23 protein-coding genes are annotated in these 22,451 nt (G+C 68.4%); 15 read left to right on the top strand and 8 right to left on the bottom strand.

From position 1 onward, the window contains the following. Window positions 1-1,083, bottom strand: a complete 1,083-nt coding sequence (locus ACFU5V_RS27175; RefSeq protein ID WP_378703035.1) for a diacylglycerol kinase — start codon at window positions 1,081-1,083, stop codon at window positions 1-3. Between the two features lie 104 nt (window positions 1,084-1,187). Between ACFU5V_RS27175 and ACFU5V_RS27170 the strand changes: the two genes are divergently transcribed. From ACFU5V_RS27170 to ACFU5V_RS27140, 7 genes are all read left to right on the top strand, one after another. Then, window positions 1,188-2,072, top strand: a complete 885-nt coding sequence (locus ACFU5V_RS27170; protein ID WP_378703034.1) for an aminoglycoside phosphotransferase family protein — start codon at window positions 1,188-1,190, stop codon at window positions 2,070-2,072. A gap of 74 nt (window positions 2,073-2,146) precedes the next feature. After that, window positions 2,147-2,497 carry a YrdB family protein gene (locus tag ACFU5V_RS27165; RefSeq protein WP_378703033.1) on the top strand — a complete coding sequence of 117 codons (351 nt, stop codon included), beginning with the start codon at window positions 2,147-2,149 and terminating at the stop codon, window positions 2,495-2,497. Window positions 2,498-2,765: 268 nt separating this feature from the next. Then, window positions 2,766-3,998, top strand: coding sequence for a fatty acid desaturase (locus ACFU5V_RS27160; protein ID WP_378703032.1), 1,233 nt, complete (start codon window positions 2,766-2,768; stop codon window positions 3,996-3,998). Further along, entirely contained in the window at window positions 3,998-4,165 is a 168-nt protein-coding gene (locus ACFU5V_RS27155) for a rubredoxin (protein ID WP_378703031.1), read from the top strand. Before ACFU5V_RS27160 ends, ACFU5V_RS27155 begins: the two co-directional genes overlap by 1 nt. A 1-nt stretch (window position 4,166) precedes the next feature. After that, window positions 4,167-4,352 (top strand): rubredoxin, encoded by a 186-nt coding sequence (locus tag ACFU5V_RS27150; protein WP_012689462.1) that lies wholly within the window; start codon window positions 4,167-4,169, stop codon window positions 4,350-4,352. Further along, window positions 4,349-5,611 carry an NAD(P)/FAD-dependent oxidoreductase gene (locus tag ACFU5V_RS27145; protein WP_378703030.1) on the top strand — a complete coding sequence of 421 codons (1,263 nt, stop codon included), beginning with the start codon at window positions 4,349-4,351 and terminating at the stop codon, window positions 5,609-5,611. Before ACFU5V_RS27150 ends, ACFU5V_RS27145 begins: the two co-directional genes overlap by 4 nt. 10 nt (window positions 5,612-5,621) lie before the next feature. Continuing rightward, complete coding sequence (locus ACFU5V_RS27140; RefSeq protein ID WP_378703029.1) at window positions 5,622-6,236, top strand: TetR family transcriptional regulator; 615 nt, start codon at window positions 5,622-5,624, stop codon at window positions 6,234-6,236. 54 nt (window positions 6,237-6,290) lie between these two features. On the opposite strand, the gene ACFU5V_RS27135 is transcribed toward ACFU5V_RS27140, so the two are convergent. The 3 genes from ACFU5V_RS27135 to ACFU5V_RS27125 form a co-directional block, all read right to left on the bottom strand. After that, a complete protein-coding gene (locus tag ACFU5V_RS27135; RefSeq protein WP_378703028.1) occupies window positions 6,291-7,469 on the bottom strand; it encodes a 4-hydroxybenzoate 3-monooxygenase in 1,179 nt (392 codons plus the stop codon). A 91-nt stretch (window positions 7,470-7,560) separates the two neighbouring features. Then, window positions 7,561-8,298 carry an IclR family transcriptional regulator gene (locus ACFU5V_RS27130; protein WP_095862281.1) on the bottom strand — a complete coding sequence of 246 codons (738 nt, stop codon included), beginning with the start codon at window positions 8,296-8,298 and terminating at the stop codon, window positions 7,561-7,563. Between the two features lie 16 nt (window positions 8,299-8,314). Then, on the bottom strand, window positions 8,315-10,378 hold the full coding sequence (locus tag ACFU5V_RS27125) for an acyltransferase family protein (protein WP_378703027.1): 2,064 nt from the start codon (window positions 10,376-10,378) through the stop codon (window positions 8,315-8,317). Between the two features lie 231 nt (window positions 10,379-10,609). Here ACFU5V_RS27125 and ACFU5V_RS27120 point away from each other — a divergent pair, with 231 nt between their 5' ends. The 3 genes from ACFU5V_RS27120 (at window position 10,610) to ACFU5V_RS27110 (ending at window position 12,870) form a co-directional block, all read left to right on the top strand. Continuing rightward, window positions 10,610-11,887 (top strand): MFS transporter, encoded by a 1,278-nt coding sequence (locus ACFU5V_RS27120; RefSeq protein ID WP_378703026.1) that lies wholly within the window; start codon window positions 10,610-10,612, stop codon window positions 11,885-11,887. A 90-nt stretch (window positions 11,888-11,977) separates the two neighbouring features. Next, window positions 11,978-12,451 carry a VOC family protein gene (locus ACFU5V_RS27115; RefSeq protein WP_124393880.1) on the top strand — a complete coding sequence of 158 codons (474 nt, stop codon included), beginning with the start codon at window positions 11,978-11,980 and terminating at the stop codon, window positions 12,449-12,451. A gap of 26 nt (window positions 12,452-12,477) precedes the next feature. Further along, the gene (locus ACFU5V_RS27110; protein ID WP_378703025.1) at window positions 12,478-12,870 is read left to right on the top strand and encodes a VOC family protein; all 393 of its coding nucleotides are present in this window, start codon (window positions 12,478-12,480) and stop codon (window positions 12,868-12,870) included. Here ACFU5V_RS27110 and aztA read toward each other — a convergent pair. After that, a complete protein-coding gene (gene aztA, locus ACFU5V_RS27105) occupies window positions 12,851-13,486 on the bottom strand; it encodes a zinc ABC transporter ATP-binding protein AztA (protein ID WP_378703024.1) in 636 nt (211 codons plus the stop codon). The two genes, ACFU5V_RS27110 and aztA, sit on opposite strands and share 20 nt — an antisense overlap. Window positions 13,487-13,504: 18 nt before the next feature. Here aztA and aztB point away from each other — a divergent pair, with 18 nt between their 5' ends. The 4 genes from aztB (at window position 13,505) to aztD (ending at window position 17,822) form a co-directional block, all read left to right on the top strand. Next, window positions 13,505-14,359 carry a zinc ABC transporter permease AztB gene (gene aztB / locus ACFU5V_RS27100; protein WP_378703023.1) on the top strand — a complete coding sequence of 285 codons (855 nt, stop codon included), beginning with the start codon at window positions 13,505-13,507 and terminating at the stop codon, window positions 14,357-14,359. 13 nt (window positions 14,360-14,372) lie between these two features. Continuing rightward, the gene (locus tag ACFU5V_RS27095; protein ID WP_378703022.1) at window positions 14,373-15,635 is read left to right on the top strand and encodes an ABC transporter; all 1,263 of its coding nucleotides are present in this window, start codon (window positions 14,373-14,375) and stop codon (window positions 15,633-15,635) included. A 5-nt stretch (window positions 15,636-15,640) separates the two neighbouring features. After that, the gene (gene aztC, locus ACFU5V_RS27090; protein ID WP_378703021.1) at window positions 15,641-16,552 is read left to right on the top strand and encodes a zinc ABC transporter substrate-binding protein AztC; all 912 of its coding nucleotides are present in this window, start codon (window positions 15,641-15,643) and stop codon (window positions 16,550-16,552) included. Between the two features lie 76 nt (window positions 16,553-16,628). Continuing rightward, window positions 16,629-17,822 (top strand): zinc metallochaperone AztD, encoded by a 1,194-nt coding sequence (gene aztD / locus ACFU5V_RS27085; RefSeq protein ID WP_378703156.1) that lies wholly within the window; start codon window positions 16,629-16,631, stop codon window positions 17,820-17,822. A 9-nt stretch (window positions 17,823-17,831) separates the two neighbouring features. Here aztD and ACFU5V_RS27080 read toward each other — a convergent pair whose 3' ends face one another. The 3 genes from ACFU5V_RS27080 to ACFU5V_RS27070 are packed head-to-tail and all read right to left on the bottom strand — an operon-like array spanning window position 17,832 to window position 21,074. Next, complete coding sequence (locus ACFU5V_RS27080; RefSeq protein WP_072947993.1) at window positions 17,832-18,251, bottom strand: carboxymuconolactone decarboxylase family protein; 420 nt, start codon at window positions 18,249-18,251, stop codon at window positions 17,832-17,834. 43 nt (window positions 18,252-18,294) lie between these two features. Further along, window positions 18,295-19,842, bottom strand: a complete 1,548-nt coding sequence (locus ACFU5V_RS27075) for an NAD-dependent epimerase/dehydratase family protein (RefSeq protein ID WP_378703020.1) — start codon at window positions 19,840-19,842, stop codon at window positions 18,295-18,297. Further along, window positions 19,842-21,074 (bottom strand): aminotransferase class I/II-fold pyridoxal phosphate-dependent enzyme, encoded by a 1,233-nt coding sequence (locus tag ACFU5V_RS27070; protein WP_378703019.1) that lies wholly within the window; start codon window positions 21,072-21,074, stop codon window positions 19,842-19,844. Before ACFU5V_RS27070 ends, ACFU5V_RS27075 begins: the two co-directional genes overlap by 1 nt. A 184-nt stretch (window positions 21,075-21,258) precedes the next feature. Here ACFU5V_RS27070 and ACFU5V_RS27065 point away from each other — a divergent pair, with 184 nt between their 5' ends. Then, a complete protein-coding gene (locus tag ACFU5V_RS27065; RefSeq protein WP_378703018.1) occupies window positions 21,259-22,374 on the top strand; it encodes an acyl-CoA dehydrogenase family protein in 1,116 nt (371 codons plus the stop codon). Window positions 22,375-22,451: the final 77 nt, after the last annotated feature.

Genomic DNA, 22,451 nt, shown 5'->3' with positions numbered 1-22,451 from the left:
TCACGGGTGCGGAGCGCACAACCCGCGACCGGTCACGAGCGGCAGGTCGAGTGCGGTCACCAGCCCCGGCTTCGCCTCGACCACCGCCCGCACCGAATTCACCAGGCGCATCGCGGTGACGATCATCCCCGACACGTTGTGGTCGCCGTGCTCGCCGTGGTGGTTGAATTCGACGGTCATCACCGGTTCGCCCGTGATGTCGATGCGGTAGCACCCGTCGCCGCGGGTGGGTTTCGGCCAGTCCGGTTGCTGGTCGGGGTGGGTGCGGGTGACGTGCTCGAGGACAACACGCGGCACTCCGTCGACGGTGCCGACGACTTCGAACCGCACCGCCGCCACTGTCCCCTTCGCGATGTGGCACGACAGGATGTCCAGGTCGTCCTCGGCGGGGATCCGTTCGAACTTCTCGACCAGCGGTTCGTCGAGGGTGAGGTCCAGTCCGGCGGCGATCTGGCGGACGACGCTCCCCCATGCCAGCGACAGCACGCCCGGATGGAACAGCATCGGCGTCTCCTCGACGGGTTTGCCGAAGCCGAAGATCTCGCTCATCACCACCGGCTGGTAGTAGGTGGAGTAGTCGGCGATTTCGGAGCATCGCACCTCGTCGATCCGCTGCGACAGGCTCGTCATGGCCAGCGGGAGAACGTCGTTCGCGAACCCGGGGTCGATGCCGTTCACGTGGAGACTCGCACCTCCCCGCTCGCCGGCACTGCGGATGCGGTCGACGAGTTCGTCCGGGACCACCCCGATCGGGTACTGCAACAGAACCGGACCCGAAGACACGACGTTGATGCCCGCCTCGAGGAAGGAGATCAGGTCCTCGATGGCGTCGAAGATGCGGTCGTCCGTCATCGCGGTGTGCACGATGCAATCCGGCTTCAACGCGAGAAGCGCAGCCCTGTCGTCGGTCGCCGTCACCCCGAGGTCCCGGCCGAGCCCCGCCAGTTCGCCGGCGTCCTTCCCGACCTTCTGCGGGTCGGACACCCACACGCCGACCAGTTCGAGGTCGTCGCGGGCGTCGATGCCTGCGATGGCGTGACGCCCGACCGTACCGGTGGACCATTCGACGACGCGGTAGCTCATGGCTCTCTCCTCGTTCCAGAAGCAGCACCCCTCCCGCGAATGTAACAGGTTCTAGTTTGCGCTGGTGCGCGATTGCAGAACAGTGCGCGAGGCACAATGCGGGTGTGCCGGATCTGGAACTGCCGACGAATCTCGTGCGAGAGATGGCCGAGTTCGACGCCCCCGACGCGCCGCGCCGAACGTGGCTGGCCGACCTCCCTGCCGTCGTCGAAACGGTGAGTCGAGCGTGGTCACTGGACGTCGGTCGCCCGTTCCAACCCGGCGGCGTGACGTCCTGGACGGCGCCGGCACACACCACCGCTGGCGAACGCGTGGTGCTGAAGATCGGCTGGCGACACGACGAGGCGCTGCACGAGGCGGACGGACTCGCGGCGTGGAACGGTTGCGGCGCCGTCCGACTGCTCGACCACCGCGTGCTCGACCACACCACGGCGCTGCTCCTCGAATCCTGCGAACCGGGCACCCCGCTGTCCGACGTCCGGCCGCCCGAGGAACAGGACGTCGTGATTGCCGGGTTGCTGCGCGGGCTGTGGATCGAACCAGCCGCCGACAACCCGTTCCGCCCGCTTGCCGGCATGTGCGACGTGTGGGCCGACGAGTTCGAGGAGAAACTCGCCCGCGCACCGCGCCTGGACCCGGGCCTCGCGCGAACCGGTATGGACCTGTTCCGCGAATTACCGCGGACGGCAACGCAGTCGCGGCTGCTGTGCACGGACCTTCACCCCGACAACGTGCTGTCCGCCGCTCGTGAGCCGTGGCTGATGATCGATCCCAAACCGTATGTGGGGGATCCGACGTACGACGTGCTGCAGCACATGCTCGACCATGTCGACCGCCTCGTCGCCGACCCCGTCGGATTCTCGAACCGGATGGCCGGCCTGCTCGACCTCGACCGCGAGCGGCTACACCTGTGGCTGTTCGCACGCTGCGTGGAGGGTTCGATCGACGAGCCGCGGCTCTCCCGCGTCGCCGCCTTGCTTCGTCCGTGAGTACTTGTTAACCGCCCGTGGTTAACAAGTACTCACGGGCCCCGGCCTGCAGCGCACGCATCTAAGCTGGGCCGATGAGCGAAGCCGGCGCGCAACGAGTGGGTGTACTCGACGTCGTGGCGTTCGCCTGTGAGATCGCGATGCTGGTCCTGCTCGCCGTCGCGGGGTGGTCGCTCGCGAACTCGACGGTCGTGCAGGTGGCACTCGCGGTGCTCCTCCCGGTGGCAGCGGCCGTGATCTGGGGCGTCGCGATGGCCCCGAAATCGACCCGACGACTACCCAACCCCGCGCGACTGGTCGCCCAGACCGTGCTGTTCACGGCGACCGGCGTGCTCGTCGCATTCGCAGGTCACCAATGGTGGGGGCTGGCTTTCACCGTCGTGTCGACGGCGACGTTCGCGGCGCGCTCACGCTCGCCGGAGTAGAGGACTACCAGCGGTACCCGAGCAGGCCGAGAACGAATTCGAGCCAGTCGGGCAGTCCGGGGTCGCGGAACATCGAGTGCCTCCTCCACATGATTAAACGGTGTCGCACTTTCTATCGGCCGGGGTGACCCCGGTGTTAGAGCACTGCTCATCTCAGGATTTACAAATCACTAGTTTTGTCTAGATCTTGGATCGAAGTACGTGTACTGTCCAAATGAGAGTGAGCTGGTTCATACCGCGACAGCTACTGAACGAGGAGGTTCGGACCGTGACGACGTCGGATATCGGCAGGACGACAGAGGAAGCACCCCCGGACGCTTGGCGAGACCGCAAGCGCTACCTGTGGCTGATGGGGTTGATCCCCCCGACCGCGCTGTTCCTCGCCGCGGGACTGGTGTGGGCCTTCACCCAACTCGGATGGTCGGCGGTGGCGCCGGTGTGGTGGTGGATCGGCGCGCTGTTGCTGTTCATCGTGCTCCCGGTGCTCGACAGGTTCTTCGGACCCGACGGCCAGAACCCGCCCGACGAAGTGATGGAACAGCTCGAGAACGACAGGTACTACCGGTACTGCACGTACGTGTTCATCCCGTTCCAGCTGGCGAGCCTGGTGTTCGCGTGCTACCTCTGGTCGGCGGACAGCCTGTCCTGGCTCGGCATCGACGGCGGCCTCGGGCTGTGGTCGAAGATCGGTGTCGCGTTCAGCGTCGCCGTCATGGGCGGCATCGGCATCAACACCGCCCACGAGATGGGTCACAAGAAGACCGACCTCGAACGCTGGCTGGCCAAGATCACTCTCGCGCAGACCTTTTACGGCCACTTCTACATCGAGCACAACCGCGGACACCATGTCCGGGTCGCGACACCCGAGGACCCGGCGAGTTCACGATTCGGAGAAAGCTTCTGGGCGTTCCTGCCCCGCAGCGTGTGGGGAAGCCTGAAGTCGTCGTGGGAGCTCGAGAAGACCCGGATGCACCGACTCGGCAAGAGCACGTGGAGCATTCACAACGACGTTCTCAATGCGTGGCTCATGTCGGTGGTGCTGTTCGGCGCGCTCATCGCGATATTCGGCCCGGTCGTCATCCCGTTCCTGATCATCCAGGCCGTCTACGGTTTCTCGCTCCTCGAAACGGTCAACTACCTCGAGCACTACGGCCTGATGCGTCAGAAGACGGCCCGCGGCCGCTACGAGCGCTGCGCACCCGAGCACAGCTGGAACTCCGACCACATCGTGACCAACATCTTCCTGTACCACCTGCAGCGACACAGCGACCACCACGCGAACCCGACGCGGAGGTACCAGACGCTGCGCAGCATGGACGGCGCCCCCAACCTGCCCAGCGGATACGCCAGCATGATCACGCTCGCGTACTTCCCGCCGCTGTGGCGCAAGGTGATGGACCACCGGGTGCTCGACCACTACGACGGCGACATCACGCGCGTGAACATCCAACCCGGTAAGCGCGAGAAGGTTCTGGCCAAGTACGACGGCGGGGTTCGGTGATGGCCGCCTACCAGTGCCCGGTCTGCGACTACGTCTACGACGAAGCATCCGGCGCACCCCGTGAAGGATTCCCCGCCGGCACCTCGTGGGCCGACGTGCCCGACGACTGGTGCTGCCCCGACTGCGGGGTCCGCGAGAAGATCGATTTCGAAACGAAGGTGGCATGACATGAGTACCGATTTCAAGCTTTTCCGCTGCGCCCAGTGCGGATTCGAGTACGACGAGGCCGAGGGCTGGCCGGAGGACGGCATCGAGCCGGGCACCCGGTGGGACGACATTCCCGACGACTGGTCGTGCCCCGACTGCGGGGCCGCCAAGGCCGATTTCGACATGGTCGAGGTCAGCCGGGCATGAGTCCTTCCACGGAATTGTCGACGGTCGTCATCGTCGGGTCCGGGGTCGCCGGGGCGAGCGCCGCGCAGACGCTCCGCTCGGAAGGTTTCCGCGGGCGCGTCGTCCTGATCGGCGACGAACCCTCGCCCCCGTATCGGCGCCCGACGGTGTCGAAGGATCTGCTGTCGGGTGCCACCGCGGCGGAGAAGACGGCACTGAAGCCCGATTCGTTCTGGACAGAACACGACATCGAACTGATCACCGGTGCAACGGCAGTCGAACTCGACGCCGGACGGAAGGTGCTGACGCTCTCGTCCGGCGAGACACTGCATTTCGGTGCTCTGCTGCTCGCCACCGGCGGCCGGGCACGCCGACTCGACGGCGTCTCCGGCGCGGACGTCTTCACCCTTCGGTCGATGGCCGATGCGGATTCGCTTCGGGAGTCGATTCGGCGCACCGGTTCCCTTCTCGTGATCGGCGGTGGTCTCATCGGATGTGAGGTCGCTGCGACGGCGCGGTCGCTGGGCGCGGACGTCACCGTTCTCGAACGGGACCCGTCGCTCCTCAGTCGCATCGTGCCGCCGGACGTCTCGACGATGATCGCCGCCCTGCACTCCGAGAACGACGTGAACGTCTGCACGAACGTCACGCTCGCCTCGCTGGACGTGGGCGACCACGGATCCGCCCTGGCCACCGCGGCCGATGGTCGCACCTGGAGTGCGGGGACCGTCCTCGTGTCGGTCGGCACCGTCCCCGAGGTGTCGCTGGCCGTCGCGGCGGGATTGCGGGTCCACAACGGCATCACCGTCGACGGGCTGTTCCGGACGTCGGCCGCCGGCGTCTTCGCCGCCGGTGACGCCGCCAACGTTCCCGGGGCGCGCGGCGACGAGCGGTATCGCTCCGAACATTGGAACGGCGCTCAGGCACAAGGGATTGCCGCAGCGCACTCCATCCTCGGCAAACCCGCGCCGTTCACGGACGTTCCGTGGGGGTGGTCCACGCAGTACGGCCACACCGTGCAGTTCGCCGGCGAAACCCGTGTCGACGACGACTACGTGGTCCGCGGTTCGATCGCGGATCGCGATTTCACGGCGGTCGCGGTGCGCAAGGACACGCCGGTCGGGGCCATCGCCGTCGGCCGTCCAAGAGACCTCCGGACCGTGCGCACGATGATCGCCCGGGGAGGCACCGTCGACCGCGTCGCGTTGGCTGACGAGTCGGTCGCCCTCGCCGACGTGCTCGCCGGCGAGCGGGAAGGCCTGGCAACCCCCGCCCGCTAGCATCGACGTCATGTCCGCACACGACCGCGCCGAACGTCAGAGCCGGTACCGGCTGGCCGCGACGTCGCTGATGCGGGAGACGACCCTCGATGCGCTGCGGGAACTGCTCCTCGAACGTCCGTGGCCGACGATCACCATGACCGACGTCGCCGTCGCCGCCGGCATGAGCAGGCAGACGATCTACAAGGAGTTCCGCTCGCGGCGCGGCCTGGCGGAGGGATACGCCCTTCGGCTGACCGACAGCCTCGTCACCGTCATCGAGTCCGCGTTGTACGACAACCCCGACGACGTGACAACCGCTCTGCGGCAAGGCTACGCGACGTTCTTCGCACTCAGCGGCGCCGATCCCCTGGTGAGGTCGCTGCACCAGGGGCAGGCACCCGAGGATCTGCTGCGCCTGATCACCACGGACAGCGACATCATCATCCGGCCCGCGGCCGAGCGGCTCGCCGAGACGTTGCAGCGGTCGTGGGTGAACGCCTCCCCCGAAGACGCGGACATCCTCGCGCACGCCATCGTCCGGCTTGCGTTGAGTTTCATCGCCAACCCGCCGGACGACACCGCGACGGCGTCCGCGAACACGGCCCGGCTCTTCGCCCCCTTCTTGCGGCTCCGCCACCCGTGAGTACTTGTTAACCGCCGGCGGTTAACAAGTACTCACGGGTGCGGCAGCGCAAAGTCAGCGCAACGGTGTGCCGACGTAGTTCTCCGCGATGAGGGTGCGACCGGCGACGGAGCGGGTGACCATGTCGAGTTCGGCGACCTGCCGCTTGTGGCCGAAGCCGGTGTCGTCGGGGAGGCGGTGCAGCATAGAGGACATCCACCAGGAGAAGTGCTGGGTCCGCCACACGCGCGGGAGGACGCTGTCGGTGTAGCCCTCGAGCCCGGCGCGACTGCGGGTGGCGAAGTACTCGGACATCGCCTCGGACAGGAAGTAGACGTCGGCGATGGCGAGGTTCATGCCCTTCGCGCCGGTGGGGGGCACGGTGTGGGCGGCGTCGCCGGCGAGGAAGAGGTTGCCGTGCTGCATGGGTTCGCACACGAAGCTGCGGAACTGGAGGATCGACTTCTGGAAGATCTTGCCGTCCTTGATTTCCGCGCCTTCGCCGTCGACGCGGGCGTGCAGTTCGGACCAGATGCGGTCGTCGGACCAGTTGTCGACGGAGTCGTCGGGGTCGACCTGCAGGTAGTGCCGCTGGACGTCGGGGGTGCGGGTGCTGATGAGCGCGAAGCCTCGCGGGTGGTTGGCGTAGATCAGTTCCTCGGAGGACGGCGGAGCCTCGGCGAGGATGCCGAACCAGGCGAACGGGTACTGCCGGAAGTGGTCGGTGCGCACGGTGGTTTCGGGGATGAGGCCGCGGGTCGTGGTCCGCGAGCCGTCGCAGCCGGCGACGAGTGCGCACGTCAGGGTTTGCTCGTTGCCGGCGGCGTCGACGTACGTGATCTTCGGGTTGTCGGTGGTGTGGCCGTGCACCTGTACGTCGGAGACGCCGAAGCGGATGTCGCCGTCGTCTTCGAGACGCCGGGCGATGAGGTCCTTCAGGACCTCGTGCTGCGGGTAGACGGTGACGGCGCGGCCGCCCGTCAGTTCGTCGAAGTCGATGCGGTGGCCGCGGCCGCCGAAGCGCAGTTCGATGCCGTGGTGGGTGAGTCCTTCACGCTTGACGCGGTCGCCGAGTCCGGTGTCGACCATGAGGTCGACGGTGTTCTGCTCGAGCACACCGGCCCGGATGGTGCCCTCCACATCCTCGCGGGTGCGGCTTTCGAGCACGACGGATTCGATGCCCTTCAGGTGCAGGAGATGGGAGAGCATCAGTCCTGCGGGGCCCCCGCCGACGATCCCGACCTGTGTGTTCATAAGCAGACTCCTCGCGTAGTTCGTGACACCAGTCACTGTCCTTCGAAGAAGCGGCCCGCAACACCCCTACTTTCACTGAGTGAAAGACGAGCTACGCGACGCCACGGGAAATGCCCCGCGCCGCCGCCCGCACGGCCGGGATCAGGGGCGCGGGATCCTTCTCCGCCGGAACCACGACGGACACCGCGGCCACCACCTCCCCCGTCGACCGCGACACCGGCGCGGCCACGGCGAGCGTTCCGATGTTGAGGTGTTCACGGCACGTGACCCACCCGGTCCGGCGGATGTCGTCGAGGGTGCTGCGCAGCCGATGTTCGGTGGTGATGGTCGACGGGGTGAAGCGTTCGAGGCCCGCCGCGAGGACCCCGTCGAGCAGGTCCTTGCCGCCGAACGCCAGCAGCACGAGACCGCCGCTCGACGCGTGCAGCGGCAGCCGGCCACCGGCCCTGCCGACGACGGTCACGGCCCCGCGCGCCGACAGCCGTTCGATGTAGAGCGCCTCGAGATCCTCCCGGACCACGAGTTGCACGTTCTCGCGTGTCGCCTCGTACAGGTCCTCGAGATACGGCAACGCCACCTGGCGCAGCCCGTGGGCGCGGGGTGCGAGCGCACCCAACTCCCACAGCCGCACCCCGATCTCGTAGTGCCCGTCGTCGACGCGTTCGAGCGCGCCGTTGGCGACGAGCTGACGGCACAGCCGGTGCACGGTGGGCAGCGGCAGCCCGGTGCGACGGCTCAGCTCCGACTGCGACAGCCGCGGACGTTCCGACGTGAACGACCCCAGCACCAGGAATGCCCGTCCCAGCATGCTGCGGTCGTCTTCGGACATGCCGCCAGTATCCCGGTCACCACCAGCGGGTGGCCATGCCGACCTGCCGGTCCAGTTCGGGGGCGAGGCTCCGGACGTACGTCGCCGAGAGGTGGTGCGAATCGTGGTAGACGAGGATGTTTCCCTGCACCGCACGGCAGATCGCCACGTCACAGACGGCGTCGGTGAGGTCGAGCGGATGCACCGACGGCAGGTCGCGGGCCGCCTCGACCGTCGGGTTGTCCGGGGCCAGCACGTCGTCGCGGGGCAGTCCGCAACTGTCGGCGTCGCCGCCGTCGGCCAGGCAGTCGACCGCCGAATACGGGACGCCGTCGTGGTGCAGCCACGGGGTGTCGCGAATGCCGAGGAACGGGAGCCCGAAATCGGCGAGCCGCTCCCACAGGCCCACGTAGTCGGTGGGGGTGACGTCGCCGGCCCCCTCCTCGTTGGGACGCGAGGACGTCGAGAACACCCAGTCCGGCCGGTGGTCACGCAGCCGGTCCAGGACGTCGCGGGACCAGTCGCCGCAGTCGGGATACGGCTCGCCGGCGAGCAGCGGGACGTCCGCGACGGTCAGCGGGCACCCCATCTTCAGATAGGTCTCGACACGGATGCCGCGCTGCTGCCCGATGCGGTCGAGCGCGGGCATCCAGTGCTCGGCGTGGGAACTGCCCACCACGGCGATCGTCCGATCGGCGGTGACGTCGCCGTACACGCAGGTCACGACGTCGCGGGTGCTCAGATCGGAGATACAGCCGTCGACGGTCGGCGGCGGAAGATCTCCCGGCGCCTCGAGCAGGGTGGGCCGCATGTCGGTGCGCGGCGCGAACGCGCCATCGGTCAGCGACGCCGCGCCCGGGTACAGCCACGGGTCCAGCTCGCCGACCCGCGCGGTGGTCTCCGGGTTGCGGGCGAGGTACGCGTGCCAGCCGGACGCCGAACCGACCACGGCGACGCCGAGGATCGCGATCAGCGCGGTGAGCGCGCGTCCCGGACGGGCCCCGCCCTGGAACCGCACTTCGATCAGCCGCTGGGTGAGCCATGCCAGCACCAGCGACACCAGGATGACCGCGAGCCCCCCGAGCGCTCCGACCGCGGGCCGCTCCCGCCTCGTGAGGTAGAAGATGAGAATCGGCCAGTGCCACAGGTACAGCGAATACGCCAGGCCACCGAGTTCGACGAACGGCCGCGACGCCAGCATCCTCACGACCCCCGGCTGCTCGGACGGTCCGGCACCCGCGAGGATCAGCGCCACCGCCGCGCCCACCGGAATCAGGGCCGCCGGTCCGGGGAACAGGGCGGCGCCGTCGACGAGGAATCCGCACCCGAGCACGACGGCGAACCCCGACACCGCGAGAGCCACCCGCCACCCGCGGGGCAGGTCGACCCGGTGCACGACGAGCGCGAGCAGTGCGCCCGCGAGCAACTCCCACAGTCGCGCGAACGTGTCGAAGTACGCCCACGACTGCCGGTCCTGCGACAGCGCCGCGGCGTAGCCGAACGACACCAGGAACCCCGCACCGAGGATGCCGCCGAGCAGGGGCCGCACGAGACCGGTCCGGCGCCGGCACGTCCAGGCCACCCCCGCGACCACCGCGAGCGCGAGCACGTAGAACTGCCCCTGCACGGACATCGACCACAGGTGCTGCAGCGGACTGACCGACGCGTCGGCGGCAGCGTAGTCGGATGCGGTCCGGGCCAGCTGCCAGTTCTGCACGTACAGCAGCGACGCGAGGAGTTGATCGGCGATCCCGGACCACTGCGTGAATGGCCGCTGCACGACGGTGACGACAGCCGTCGCGGCCGCCACCACCACCAGCGCGGGCAGCAGTCGCCGGGCGGTGCGCCGCAGGACGGCGGCGATGGACAGACCGGAGTTCGCATCCACGCGGCGCACGAGCATGCCGGTGAAGAAGAACCCGGAGAGCACCAGGAAGATGTCGACGCCGCCGGACACCCGCCCGAACCACACGTGATAGACGACGACCAGGGCGATCGCGATGCCGCGCAGTCCGTCGAGGTCGTACCGGTAGCCGCCGGCCGTCGACGGGGACGCGGCGGCGCGCGGACGGCTGGTAGCCACCTGGTGGTTGGTTCTCACAGTCCGTCCTGGCTCATCGACTCGGTACCCGGTCGATTATCCACACAGGGTTTACCAAGCCTTGACCAACCGGCGGTGATGTTGGGCGCACGCCCAGGATCGGCGGACCGCCCGCCTGTGGAGTGGCCATGTTTGACAGGCAACTATGGCGCGCCACACAATGAGTGCGCTTATAGAACCAGGGTTCGCATCGCGAACACCCTGTGGAGATCACCGAATGTCGAGGACATCATGACCACTTCCCAACGAAGCGCCGCCCGCGCCTCCACCGCCCTCTGGGTCGCGCCTCTCTGCTGGGTGGCCGTGCTGCTCGACGGCTTCGACCTGGTCGTCCTCGGCGCCGTCATCCCGTCCCTCCTCGACTACGAGGACTGGGATCTGACCACCGGAACGATCACGTTCATCTCGACGTTCGGCCTGGTCGGCATGACCATCGGCGCGCTGGTCATCGGCACGCTCACGGACGTCATCGGACGCAGGCGGGCCCTCCTGTACGCGGTGGCCGCGTTCTCCGTTCTCACCCTTCTCTGCGCGGTCGCGCCCAACCCATTCCTGTTCGGGTTGTTCCGCTTCCTCGCGGGTGTCGGTCTCGGCGGCGCGCTGCCGACCGCGCTCGCCCTCGTCAACGAGTTCTCGAAGAAACAGGGCGGCGGCTCCGCCTCGACGCTACTGATGACCGGTTACCACGTCGGCGCCGTCGCGACCGCGGCGCTGGCGATCGTGCTGATCGAACCGTTCGGCTGGCGTTCGATGTTCGTCGTCGGCGCCCTGCCCGCGGTGGTCCTGATTCCGCTGATGCTGCGCTACCTCCCCGAATCCCCGTCGTACCTGCTGGCGCACGGCAAGCGCGCCGAGGCGGAGGCCGTCGCGAAGCAGTACGGCCTGGAACTGGAGGCCGCCCCGGTCGCCGACGCTCCCGTCGCGGCGGCGGCCAACCCGGTGCGTGCCCTGTTCTCCCGACCGTTCCTGCGCAACAGCATCGCCATCTGGGTCACCTCGTTCATGGGACTGCTGCTCGTCTACGGCCTCAACACGTGGCTGCCGACGATCATGCGCGAGGCGGGCTACAACCTCGGCGCGTCGCTGACGTTCCTGCTGATCCTCAACGCCGGCGCGGTGGTCGGACTGCTGATCGCGGGCGGCGTCGCCAACAAGATCGGCCCGCGCACCGCGGCCGTCATCTGGTTCGCGGGCGCCGCCGTGTTCCTCGCCCTGCTCAGCGTCAAGGTGTCGTTCGGAATCTACGCCCTGGTGTTCCTCGCGGGCTGCTTCGTGTTCAGCGCACAGGTTCTCGTCTACGCGTTCACGAGCGCCAACCACCCGCCGCAGATCCGTGCGACCGCCCTCGGCTGGTCGGCGGGTGTCGGCCGGGTCGGCGCGATCTGCGGCCCCATCCTCGGCGGCGTCCTGCTCGGCGCCGGCTACGCGGTCCCGTGGGGGTTCTACGCTTTCGCCCTGGTCGGACTGCTCGGAGCGATCGCCATCTCGTCCACCCGGACGGTGCGCTGAACACCTGAGGGCGGTCCGATGAGTTTCGGGCGCAGGCGCGGTCTATATCGGCGAGGATGAACCGACGAGGACCCGCGAGAGGAACGCGCCATGAAACCCATCACCCCCTGTCTCTGGTTCGACACTCGAGGCGAAGAGGCCGCGAAGTTCTACACCTCCCTGTTTCCGAACTCGCGGATCACGGAGGTCACCCACTACGGCCCGAACACTCCTGGTCCGGAGGGTCAGGTGCTGACCGTGTCCTTCGAGATCAACGGACAACCGTTCATCGCGCTCAACGGAGGACCGCAGTTCACGTTCGACGAGGCCATCTCCTTCGAGATCCTGTGCGCCGACCAGGAAGAAGTGGACCGGTACTGGGACGCCTTCACCGACGGCGGAGAGGAAAGCCAATGCGGTTGGGTCAAGGACCGTTTCGGGGTGTCCTGGCAGGTGGTCCCGGAGCGGCTGTACGAACTCATGCGCGACCCCGACGACGCGAAGGCGCAGCGTGCCATGCAGGCGATGCTGAAGATGCGCAAGCTCGACGTCGCCGAACTCGAGAAGGCAGCCGAGCAGGCGTGACGCCTGCCGACGGGGAGGTGGACGGCATGACCGAAGACGGCAAGACCCACATCAACGGGGTGCACACGGTCGCGGTTCCCGTGACCGATCAGGATCGGTCACTCGAATTCTATGTGGGCACACTCGGTTTCGAGCGTCGCATGGATGCGGAGTTCAGCCCCGGCCAGCGCTGGGTGGAGGTGGCGCCGCCGGGTTCGGCGACGTCGATCGCGCTCGTGCGGACCCGTGACGGTGTCCCGGTGGGCGTCGAGACGGGCATCCGGCTCACCACCTCGGACGCCGACGCCGACCATGCCACCCTGTCGGCAGGCGGCGTCGACGTGGATGCGGAGGTTCTGCGGATGGGCGACTACGTGCCGCCCATGTTCTACTTCCGCGATCCGGACGGCAACAAACTCGTCATCGTCGAAGTGGGGTGAGCGGCATCCCCGCCGACAGGGTCAGCACCTGATCGGCGCGTTCCGCGTCGCCGGAGTCGTGTGTGGCCACGACGACGATCGCACCCCGCGCGGCCTCTTCTCCGACGACGTCTCCGATCACCGCGCGGGCGTGCGCGTCGAGTCCGGTGGTGGGCTCGTCGAGGAGCAGTAGGTCGCCGCGTTGCACGAGCGCCTGCGCGAGCAGGGCGCGTTGACGCTGCCCGCCCGAGAGCGCGCCGATCGGCCGCGCGCCGAGATCCGCGAGACCCAGCCTGGACAGTGCCGCGTCGACGGTGTCGCCGTCGCCGGGGGTGAGCCGCCGCCACACTCCACGCCGTTGCCAGGCGCCCATGGCCACCACCTCACGCACGGTCAGCGGTAGCTGTTCGCTCACCGCATGTCGTTGCGGCACATACGCCGTGCGCAGCCCGTCCGTGCCGTCGATCCGCCCCGACGTGACACGCGCGATGCCGGCGAGGCACTGCAGGAGTGTCGACTTCCCCGAACCGTTGTGCCCCACCACGGCCGTGACGGTGCCCGGTGTGAGGCACACACTCACACCGTTCAACGCCGGGGTCGAACCGTATCGGACCGCGATTTCGCTTACGACAATCATTATCGTTAGATTAGCAGAGTGGAATGGCTACTCGACCCCCTGACGGTGTCCTTCGTCCAGCGCGCCCTGTTCGCGGGCATGCTGGTGTCCGTCCTGTGCGGACTCGTCGGCACGTGGGTCGTGTTGCGGGGCATGGCCTTCATGAGCGAGGCCATCTCGCACGGCATGCTGCCCGGCGTGGCCGTCGCCTATCTCGCGGGCGCCAATCTCCTCGTCGGCGCGGCCGCCAGCGCGATCGTCATGATCCTCGGCGTCGCGTGGGTGTCGAAGTACTCGCGACTGTCCGAGGACACCGGGATCGGCCTGCTGTTCGTCGGCATGCTCGCACTGGGTGTCGTGATCGTCTCGCGCGCACGATCGTTCGCGGTCGATCTCACCGCCTTCCTCTTCGGTGACGTCCTGTCCGCGACAGTCGGCGACCTGATCTGGCTCGCCGCGGCGGCCGCGGTCGCCGGGATCGTCTCGGTGCTCGCGTACCGCCCGTTCGTCGCCCTCGTCTTCGACGAACGCAAGGCCCACACCCTGGGGCTGCGGCCGCGGTGGGCGCACCTCGTCCTGCTCGCACTGGTGGTCCTCGCCGTGGTCGCGTCGTTCCGCATCGTCGGCACCCTGCTCGTGTTCGGACTCCTCGTCGCGCCGTCGGCCACCGCGGCGCTGTTCGGCAGGTCGATCGGCGCCACGATGGCCATTGCCGTACTGCTCGGCTGGTCCGCGACACTCACCGGACTGATCGTGTCGTGGAACGCCGACACCGCCGCGGGCGCGACGATCGCCGGGCTCGCCGTCCTCCAATTCTTCGTCGCCGCCGTCATCCGGTCGGCATCGCGACGACTCCGACCTGCCGTGTCACCCACTCCGATACCCGTTCGATAGATGGAGAGCCCGAATGCCGAACACCACCCTCACCCGCGCGACGATCGCCGCGGTCGCCGCGCTGACCGTCGGCGCCTGCGCGTCCCCACCGGAGGAGGCGACCTCCCCCGGCGGCCGGAGCCGGCCGGGTAGCGACCTCGCCGCCGAGGCGGGATCCACCGAGGTGGAGGGGCCGGAACCGCGGCTCGTCGTGTCGGACGCCGACTCCGGCCGTGTGGCCGTCCTCGACCTCGCGACCGCCGAGGCCCTTCGTTCGTTCGAGTTCGACAACCCGGTCCGGCTGACGACGGTGAAGGACCGCTACGCGTTCGCCGTCGACGGCACCGGCGGCGCCGTGCACGTCGTGGACGCCGGCGCCTGGACCATCGACCACGGGGACCACACCCACTCGTACACCAAGGACCCGGTCGAACTCGGCGTTCTCGAGGGCGACGGCCCCGGGCACGTGATCGAGGGCGACGACAAGGTCGCGACGTTCTTCGACGGCGACGGCGTCGCCCGCGTGATCGACTTCGCCGCGCTCCGCAAGGACAGCATCGACGTCGGCACCGTCGCCCGGGCCGACGCCCCGCACCACGGGGTCGCCCTGCCGATCGCCGACGGATTCGTGGTCTCGCACTCGGCCGCGACCGGAACCGGCACGCTCGAATTCCACACCGCAGACGGTGCGGTTCCGCAGCGCTTCGACACCGCCTGCTCGAACCTGAACGGCGCGGCCGTATCCGACACCCAGGTGCTGGGCGCGTGCGAGGACGGACTGCTCCTCGCGACCGCCGGCGACGGCACCTGGACGTCGGAGAAGGTTGCGTACCCGGCGGGCATCGGCGCCGCCACCCGTCCCACCGCGCTCCGCGGACACCCCGAACTGCCGCTTCACGTCGCCACCGCGGGGCCGGCCACCACCAACGACGGACTGCTGGTGTTCGATGCGCGCACCCGCGGGTGGACGCACGTCCGGACCCCGGACCGGGCGCTGGACGTCGCGCTCGCCGGCGACGGACGCTCGGTGTTCGCCGTCCTCGCCGACGGCACCTTCCGCGTGTACGACGCGCAGTCCGGCACGGAGACCGAGTCGTCCCGCGTCCTGGCACACCCCTACGACCCGAGCGGGGCGGCCGCGACCCCACCGGTGATCGTCGTCGGCGGCACCCGAGCCTACGTGTCGGATCCCGCGTCGAAGTCGGTGGCCGAGATCGACTTCCGGGACAATGCCCGGGTCGCGCGCACCCTCGACGTCGGCGTCGCGGCGTCCACCCTCGGCGTGGTCGGACTGTGAAGAGGATGCGGCGCCTGCTGCCGCTGGCCCTGCTGACCACACTCGCTGCGCTGCCGGTGACCGCGTGCACGCACGGCTCGTCCGACGGGCCCGTCGTCGTGGTGACCACGAACATTCTGGGCGACGTGGTGCAGAACGTCGTCGGCGACCGGGCCGACGTGACGGTGCTGATGCCGAGAGGCGCCGATCCCCATTCGTTCGAGATCTCCGCCTCGGATGCCGCGCGGGTGGAAGGCGCCGACCTCCTCGTGTCGAACGGGCTCGGCCTCGAGGAGGGAATCGGCAAGACCGTCGACACGGCGCGCGCGGAGGGAGTTCCGATCCTGCAGATCGGTGAGGCGGTGCGGCCGATCGAGTATCGCTCCGGAAAGTCCTCGGGCACCATGGATCCGCACGTCTGGACCGATCCGGACCGCATGCGGGACGCGGTCGCCCTGATCCGCGACGCGGTGATCGAACACGTGCCGGACATCGACGCGAATGCCGTCCGCACGAACGCGGACGGCTACGCCCGGGAACTCGCGGAACTCACCGCCCGCATGACCGACAGGTTCGCGACCGTCCCGCCCGATCGACGCAAACTGGTGACCAATCATCACGTGTTCGGCTATCTGGCACAGCGTTTCGGCTTCGACGCGATCGGGGCGGTGATCCCCAGCGGGACCACCCTGGCGTCGCCCAGCGCGTCGGACCTGTCGGACCTGGCCACGACCGTCACGGCTGCGAGGGTGCCCGCGATCTTCGTCGACTCCTCCCAGCCCGATCGACTCGCACAGGTGCTGGCGTCGGAGGCACGCGTTCCTGTGGACGTGGTCTCGCTGTTCACGGAATCGCTGGGTGAACCCGACTCGGGGGCCGGCACGTACATCGAGATGATGGATTCCAATTCCCTGGCGATCGCGCAGGGGTTGTCGTAGTCGATGCATCGCCACATGCACACTTACGACTTTGACAACCGTTTGCAAAAAGGGTTACTTCTCATGGGTGACCCTTATCCGTAGACCCCGACCCACCACCGTTGCCGCCGTGGCACTCTCGGCGGCACTTCTCACGTCCTGCTCCACCGACTCCGGCACGGCCGAAGCGACCACCACCGATGCGGCCACGCCACGACTGACACTGAGCTACGACGGCGGGGTGCTCGTCCTCGACGCGCAGAGCCTCGACGTGGTCGGTACGGCCGAGGTGGACGGCTTCACCCGGCTCAACCCCGCCGGCGACGACCGGCACGTGCTGATCAGCACCGGCAACAGCTTCACCGCCCTCGACACCGGAACCTGGACCGACGGCGACAGCCACTACACCGCCGCACCCGCACTCACCGACGTCGCGTTCGAGGCGAAGACGCCCGGGCACGTGGTCCGGCACGACGGCAAAACCGTGCTGTTCGACGACGGCACCGGACTGGTGCGCGTGTTCGACCCGGCCGCACTCGCCCAGGGCGCCCCGGACACCACCGAGTTCACGACCCCTGAAGCGCACCACGGTGTGGCCGTGGAACTCTCCGACGGCAGCCTGCTCACCACCGTCGGCAACGAGGACGAGCGCACCGGCATCGTCGTCCTCGACCGCGACCGCGACCGCAAGGAGATCGCGCGCAACGAGGACTGCCCCGGCGTGCACGGGGAGGCCGTCGCCGCCGACGAGACGGTGGTCGTGGGATGCCAGAACGGCCTGCTGATCTACCGGGACGGCGTCATCACGAAGGTGACGAGCCCCGACCCCTACGGGCGCATCGGCAACCAGGCCGGCGACGAGAACTCCCCGATCCTGCTGGGCGACTACAAGACCGACCCGGACGCCGAACTCGAACGCCCCGAACGGGTCTCCCTCACCGACACCGCCACGGGACAGCTCACCCTCGTCGACCTGGGCACCAGCTACACGTTCCGGTCACTCGGGCGCGCCCCGCACGGTGAGGCCCTCGTCCTCGGCACCGACGGCGCCCTGCACGTGATCGACCCGAACACCAAGGCTGTGAGCCGCACCGTCGACGTCCTCGATCCGTGGACCGAGCCGGACCAGTGGCAGTCGCCGCGTCCCGCGCTGTACGTGCAGGACCACACGGCCTACGTGACCGATCCCGCGAACAAGAAGATCCACACGATCGACCTCGACACCTGGGCCGTGTCCGGACACGCCGATCTGCCGGAGACCCCGAACGAGATCACCGGTGTGACGGGCTGAGCCGGGTCGTCAGTCCTGGGATTCGAGCGGTCCCAGTTCCGCGTCGAGCGCCTCCTGCACCACGGCCATCGCCGACAGACCGGCGGGGGCTCCGCAGTAGGCGCTCGCGTGGATCACCGCTTCGACGATCTCGGTGCGGGTCAGACCGTTTCGCAGTGCACCCCGCACGTGGCCCTTCAGCTCACCGTGCGCCCGCAACGCGATGAGCATGCCGAGGTTGAGGAGGCTGCGGCTGCGACGGTCCAGCCCCGGCCGATTCCACACGGCGTCCCACACGTGCTCGGTGACGAATTCCTGCAACTGCTCGCTGTCGGTCCCCGCGGTCCGGGTGAGCGCCCGCTCGACGAAATCGGGACCCATCACCTCACGCCGCACCGTCAGACCCGCTTCGACGGCCGGGCTCCGCTTGCCGGGTTCTTCACTGGTCATGGGTTCACTCCTGTTCACAGCGTCCGCGTGTTCAGGGGTCACTCTACGAGTCGACCCGATCGGAGTGGACGACCGAGGTGACGCCGCGGGCGGAGTACGCGTGCGGGAGGTGCTCGAGCCCACCCTCGTACCGCAGTCGGCTCGGCAGGAGTCCGTCGGTGGGGTTGACGGTCGCGCGAGTCCGCGATCCGGCGACCCACGACCGCCACCGTCCGGGCCGCGACACGGGCGGGGTCGCGTCGCCCACCCTGACCCCGTGCGGCGTGCCGCCGAACCGGATCCGCGCATACCCGAGCGCGACGGCCAGGGCGTCGTGCACCCCGGCCGCCGTCGCAAGACCGCGCTTGCCGGTGCTGAGCCCGTGCCCGGGGAGGTCCGCGACGACGACGTTCACGCCGTTCTCCGCCAACTCCACGGCGAGCGGAGTGAGATACCGCGCGTGGAGTCCGGGCGGCGCGGGCAGCACCACGGTGGCTGTACCGCCCGACCGTGCGCTGGTCCCACCGCCCCGCCTGGCCGCGTGGACCTCGGCGTGCACGGCTCCGGTGGCCGCGGGAATCTGGACGTGTTCGAGGCCGCGGCCGTCGACTCCGACGAATTCGGATGCCGGCTCCAGCGCCGCCTCGCAGGCGATGCGGCGTTCCAGGGCATCCTCTCTGCGCACCAACGGTTTCCCCTGCAGCAGGATCATGACGGCCGCCGCCTCGCGGGCCGTCAGCGACGGCGCCCAGCCCGTCGCCTCGGTGAGGCGCGTCGAATCGACGACGGTCTCGCCCGCCGTCACCCACTGACCGGAGAACGCGGTGAGTCCCAGCCGGAACAGAACATTCGCCGCCACGACCGCCGGTCGCTCGGGCACGTCGAACATTCGCTGTCCCTGCATCGCCGCGAGTTCGCGGACACCCACCCAGTCCTTCGGACCGAGGTTGAACGGTCCCACCAGATCCTGCTTCACGACGCGGTGGAACGCGTCGGCCATGTCCCGCTGGTGCAGAAACTGATACGCGGCCTCGTCGGCGCGCGGGAACGCGCCGACCGGCCCGGTGAGCTGGTCGATGCCGTCGTTGGAGAAATCGGGTCCGATGATGTAGGTGGGGCGCAGCATCGAGATCGCCATCTCCCCCGGATGCCGGCGCAGCCACCACTCGGCGTAATGTTCGACCTCCGCCTTGTCGTGGAAGTAGTACCGGTCGGGATCCCCTGCTGGATAGACGTCTTCGTTCACCGGCTTCGGTCGCAGTTCCGGTCCGTATGCGTTGATGCTCGACGCGATCACGACGCGGAGCACCCCGGCCCGGTAGGCGGAGTCGACGACGTTGCGCGAACCCCTCAGGTTGATGTCGTGGGTGACCGCCTTGTCCCGGATCTCCTCCACCACGAACGCCAGGTGCACGACGGCCTCGCAGCCGCGGAACACGTCCTCGATGCCCGGGTCGCGGATATCCATCCGGACGAACTCGAGTTTCGGATGTTCGATCGTCAGCTCCCGCCTGCCGAGCCCGATCACCGTGTCGATCTCCGGATCGTCCAGCAGCACGGGCAGGATCGCGGCGCCGAAATCGCTCGTCGCCCCGGTGACCGCCACCTTCATCAGGCCGCGGCTTCCGTGACGGTCTCGGAGATCACGTCCACCGCTCGCCGCAACTGGGCGTCGGTGTGGGTGGCCATGACGCACAGCCGGAGCATCGCACCCGACCGGGGAACGGCGGGATAGAGTGCGGCACTGGTGAACACACCCCTGTCGAACAGCGTGCGCCAGAGGTTCATCGCCTCGAGGTCGTCGCCGATGTGAACGGACACGATGGGCGTCACCGTCTCACGGCCGCCGGGAAGTGGAGACAGCGCGCCCACGTCGAGTCCGTTGTCCGCGAGTCCGGACCGGAGGACGGCGGCGTTGTCCAGCGCCCGCCGCGCGCGTTGTTCCCCCTCCTCGCTGCGGATCAGCCGCACCGCTGCGAGGGACGCTCCCACCGCGGCGGGGACACCGGACGTCGTGAAGAGAAAGGCGCGGGCGTTCACCCGCAACGAGTCGAGGAGATCGCGGGATCCCGCGATGAATCCTCCTGTGGAGCTGGGGCTCTTGGACAGCGAGGCCATCCGGATGTCGGTGTTACCGTCGATGCCGAGCAGTTCGGCGGCGCCGGTTCGCTGCTCGCCGAAGATGCCGAGGCTGTGCGCCTCGTCCACCATCAGAGCCGCGCCGTACCGGCCGCAGAGTTCGGAGACCGCGCCGAGTGGGGCGAGATCGCCCTCCATCGAATACAACCCGTCCACGATCACCAGCACCGCGCCGTCGTCATCGGCCGTTTCCCCGAGAATGGCTTCCAGGTGGGCGACGTCGTTGTGACGGAACGTGCGGATCGTCGCGCCGGACAGAGCACAGCCGTCCCGGATCGACGCGTGGGCGGCGGCGTCGACGGCGACGACGTCGCCCTTCCCGACGACGGCACTGATGGTGCCCAGATTCGTTTGATAGCCGGTGGTGAAGACCATCGCGTCCTCGGTGCCGTGCCATTCGGCGATCTCCGACTCGAGGTCGAGGTGCAGGTCCATGGTGCCGTTCAGCAGCCGGCTTCCGGTGACCGCGCCGCCGAACGTGTCGAGGGCGTCCTGCGCTCCCTGCCGAATGGCGGGATGGTCCGCGAGCCCGAGATAGTTGTTGGAACCGAGCATGATCCGGTCGGCGCCTTCCACCTGGACGACGGGTGCGGTGGCGGACTCCATCACCCGGAAATAGGGGCTCACGTCGGACTCGCGAACTGCCCGGAGCAGATCCACCCGGTCGTCGCCACCCAGCCTCTGGATCAATCTGTTCACAACCATCGATACGAACCTCCTCGCGGTGTGCATGATCGGGATTACTCCGTTGATTCGGAGCGGTGGCCGATGCGGTTTGGTGGCGCCGACCAAACCCGATTACGCCTCGCTCCGAATGCCCTATGGATATCCCTGTTCCATGGATGTTTCGGGGAATCCGGAATTTCCGCGAATACATTCGAGGAGTGTCATGACCGCATTGATGGCCCGCGAACACGCAGCGCTGCAGTCCTACCTGCCCGACCTCGCCGCCTACCTGGACGAGACGCCACTGCTCACCCTGGAGGGCAGAGACAGCGGGGCGATCGGGCGTTTCCGGGAAGCGGGCGGTACCGCGCTGACCATCCCGAAGGAGTCCGGTGGGCTGGGCGCCTCCGCGCTGGAGTCCGTGCGCGTCCAGCGGGCCATCGGCAGCAGGTCGCCCTCGCTCGGCGCCGCCACCACGATGCATCATCTGTCGCTCGCCACCCTCAACGAGTTCGCGCAGGAGGCCACGGACGACGACCGCGCGCTGATCAAGAGCCTCGTCGAACAACGCGCCGTCGTCGCCTCCGGCTTCTCCGAGGGCGTCACCGGTGGCAGCGTGTTCATACCCACCATGACCGCGAGGAAGAAGGGCTCGAGCTACATCGTCAACGGCAGCAAGAAGCCGTGCAGTCTGTCGGGGTCGATGGACCTGCTCACCGCGAGCGTCGAGGTCGACACCGGGGAGAGGGCGATCGCACTGATCCCGGCCAACACACCGGGGATCACGGTGCGGCCGTTCTGGGAGAGCTGGATCCTCGCCGGCGCCGAAAGCGACGAGGTACACCTCGAAAACGTCGAGATACCCGCCGACCTCGTCCTGCTCAACGGCGCCGACGACCCGGACGGGCAACACGAGATGACCGGATACCTGTGGTTCGGGATGCTCGTCACCGCGAACTACCTGGGTGCGGCGAGCGCACTGCTCGAACGACTGCTGGCCGCAGGCAAGGACGACTACGAGGGTTATGTGCGCGCCGCCGCCGACATCGAGAACGCCATGGGCGCCGTCGAGAACATCGCCCGCGCGGTGGACGAGGGCGAACGCGGACAGGACATCTCGGTCCGTCTCCTCCTCTCGCGCATCGCGATTCGCGACGCGCTGGTCCGCGCGTCGGCGGCGGCCGTCGAATCGCTCGGCGGGATCGCGTTCATCAAGTCCTCCGACATCGGTTACCTCACCGCCGCCGTGCACGCGTTCGCCTTCCATCCGCCGTCGCGGCGGTCGGTCTCCGAATCGCTCGCCAAGTTCCACGCCGGGGACGAGTTCGCCTTCGTCTGAGCGTGCCGCGGTCCGGGCTGTCGGTGATCGGCGCTATAAAGGTCTGCGAACCACCGACCGCCGGATCAGGAGCTGTG

This window comes from Rhodococcus sp. NPDC057529 (assembly GCF_042802055.1).
GTDB lineage: Bacteria > Actinomycetota > Actinomycetes > Mycobacteriales > Mycobacteriaceae > Rhodococcus_F.
Note: the sequence above shows the minus strand (reverse complement) of the source record. Positions and strands in the feature narration are given on the sequence as shown.

Bases quoted from the DNA above. Each gene is read 5' to 3' on its own strand.
- ACFU5V_RS27115 (WP_124393880.1), top strand. From the start codon at position 11,978: ATGAAACCCATCACCCCCTGTCTCTGGTTCGACACTCGAGGCGAAGAG.
- ACFU5V_RS27165 (WP_378703033.1), top strand. From the start codon at position 2,147: ATGAGCGAAGCCGGCGCGCAACGAGTGGGTGTACTCGACGTCGTGGCG.
- ACFU5V_RS27155 (WP_378703031.1), top strand. From the start codon at position 3,998: ATGGCCGCCTACCAGTGCCCGGTCTGCGACTACGTCTACGACGAAGCA.
- aztC (WP_378703021.1), top strand. From the start codon at position 15,641: ATGCGGCGCCTGCTGCCGCTGGCCCTGCTGACCACACTCGCTGCGCTG.
- ACFU5V_RS27070 (WP_378703019.1), bottom strand. From the start codon at position 21,074: ATGGTTGTGAACAGATTGATCCAGAGGCTGGGTGGCGACGACCGGGTG.
- ACFU5V_RS27140 (WP_378703029.1), top strand. From the start codon at position 5,622: ATGTCCGCACACGACCGCGCCGAACGTCAGAGCCGGTACCGGCTGGCC.
- ACFU5V_RS27120 (WP_378703026.1), top strand. From the start codon at position 10,610: ATGACCACTTCCCAACGAAGCGCCGCCCGCGCCTCCACCGCCCTCTGG.
- ACFU5V_RS27095 (WP_378703022.1), top strand. From the start codon at position 14,373: ATGCCGAACACCACCCTCACCCGCGCGACGATCGCCGCGGTCGCCGCG.
- ACFU5V_RS27145 (WP_378703030.1), top strand. From the start codon at position 4,349: ATGAGTCCTTCCACGGAATTGTCGACGGTCGTCATCGTCGGGTCCGGG.
- ACFU5V_RS27150 (WP_012689462.1), top strand. From the start codon at position 4,167: ATGAGTACCGATTTCAAGCTTTTCCGCTGCGCCCAGTGCGGATTCGAG.
- ACFU5V_RS27175 (WP_378703035.1), bottom strand. From the start codon at position 1,083: ATGAGCTACCGCGTCGTCGAATGGTCCACCGGTACGGTCGGGCGTCAC.
- ACFU5V_RS27130 (WP_095862281.1), bottom strand. From the start codon at position 8,298: ATGTCCGAAGACGACCGCAGCATGCTGGGACGGGCATTCCTGGTGCTG.
- ACFU5V_RS27080 (WP_072947993.1), bottom strand. From the start codon at position 18,251: ATGACCAGTGAAGAACCCGGCAAGCGGAGCCCGGCCGTCGAAGCGGGT.
- aztA (WP_378703024.1), bottom strand. From the start codon at position 13,486: ATGATTGTCGTAAGCGAAATCGCGGTCCGATACGGTTCGACCCCGGCG.
- ACFU5V_RS27065 (WP_378703018.1), top strand. From the start codon at position 21,259: ATGACCGCATTGATGGCCCGCGAACACGCAGCGCTGCAGTCCTACCTG.
- ACFU5V_RS27135 (WP_378703028.1), bottom strand. From the start codon at position 7,469: ATGAACACACAGGTCGGGATCGTCGGCGGGGGCCCCGCAGGACTGATG.
- ACFU5V_RS27075 (WP_378703020.1), bottom strand. From the start codon at position 19,842: ATGAAGGTGGCGGTCACCGGGGCGACGAGCGATTTCGGCGCCGCGATC.
- ACFU5V_RS27110 (WP_378703025.1), top strand. From the start codon at position 12,478: ATGACCGAAGACGGCAAGACCCACATCAACGGGGTGCACACGGTCGCG.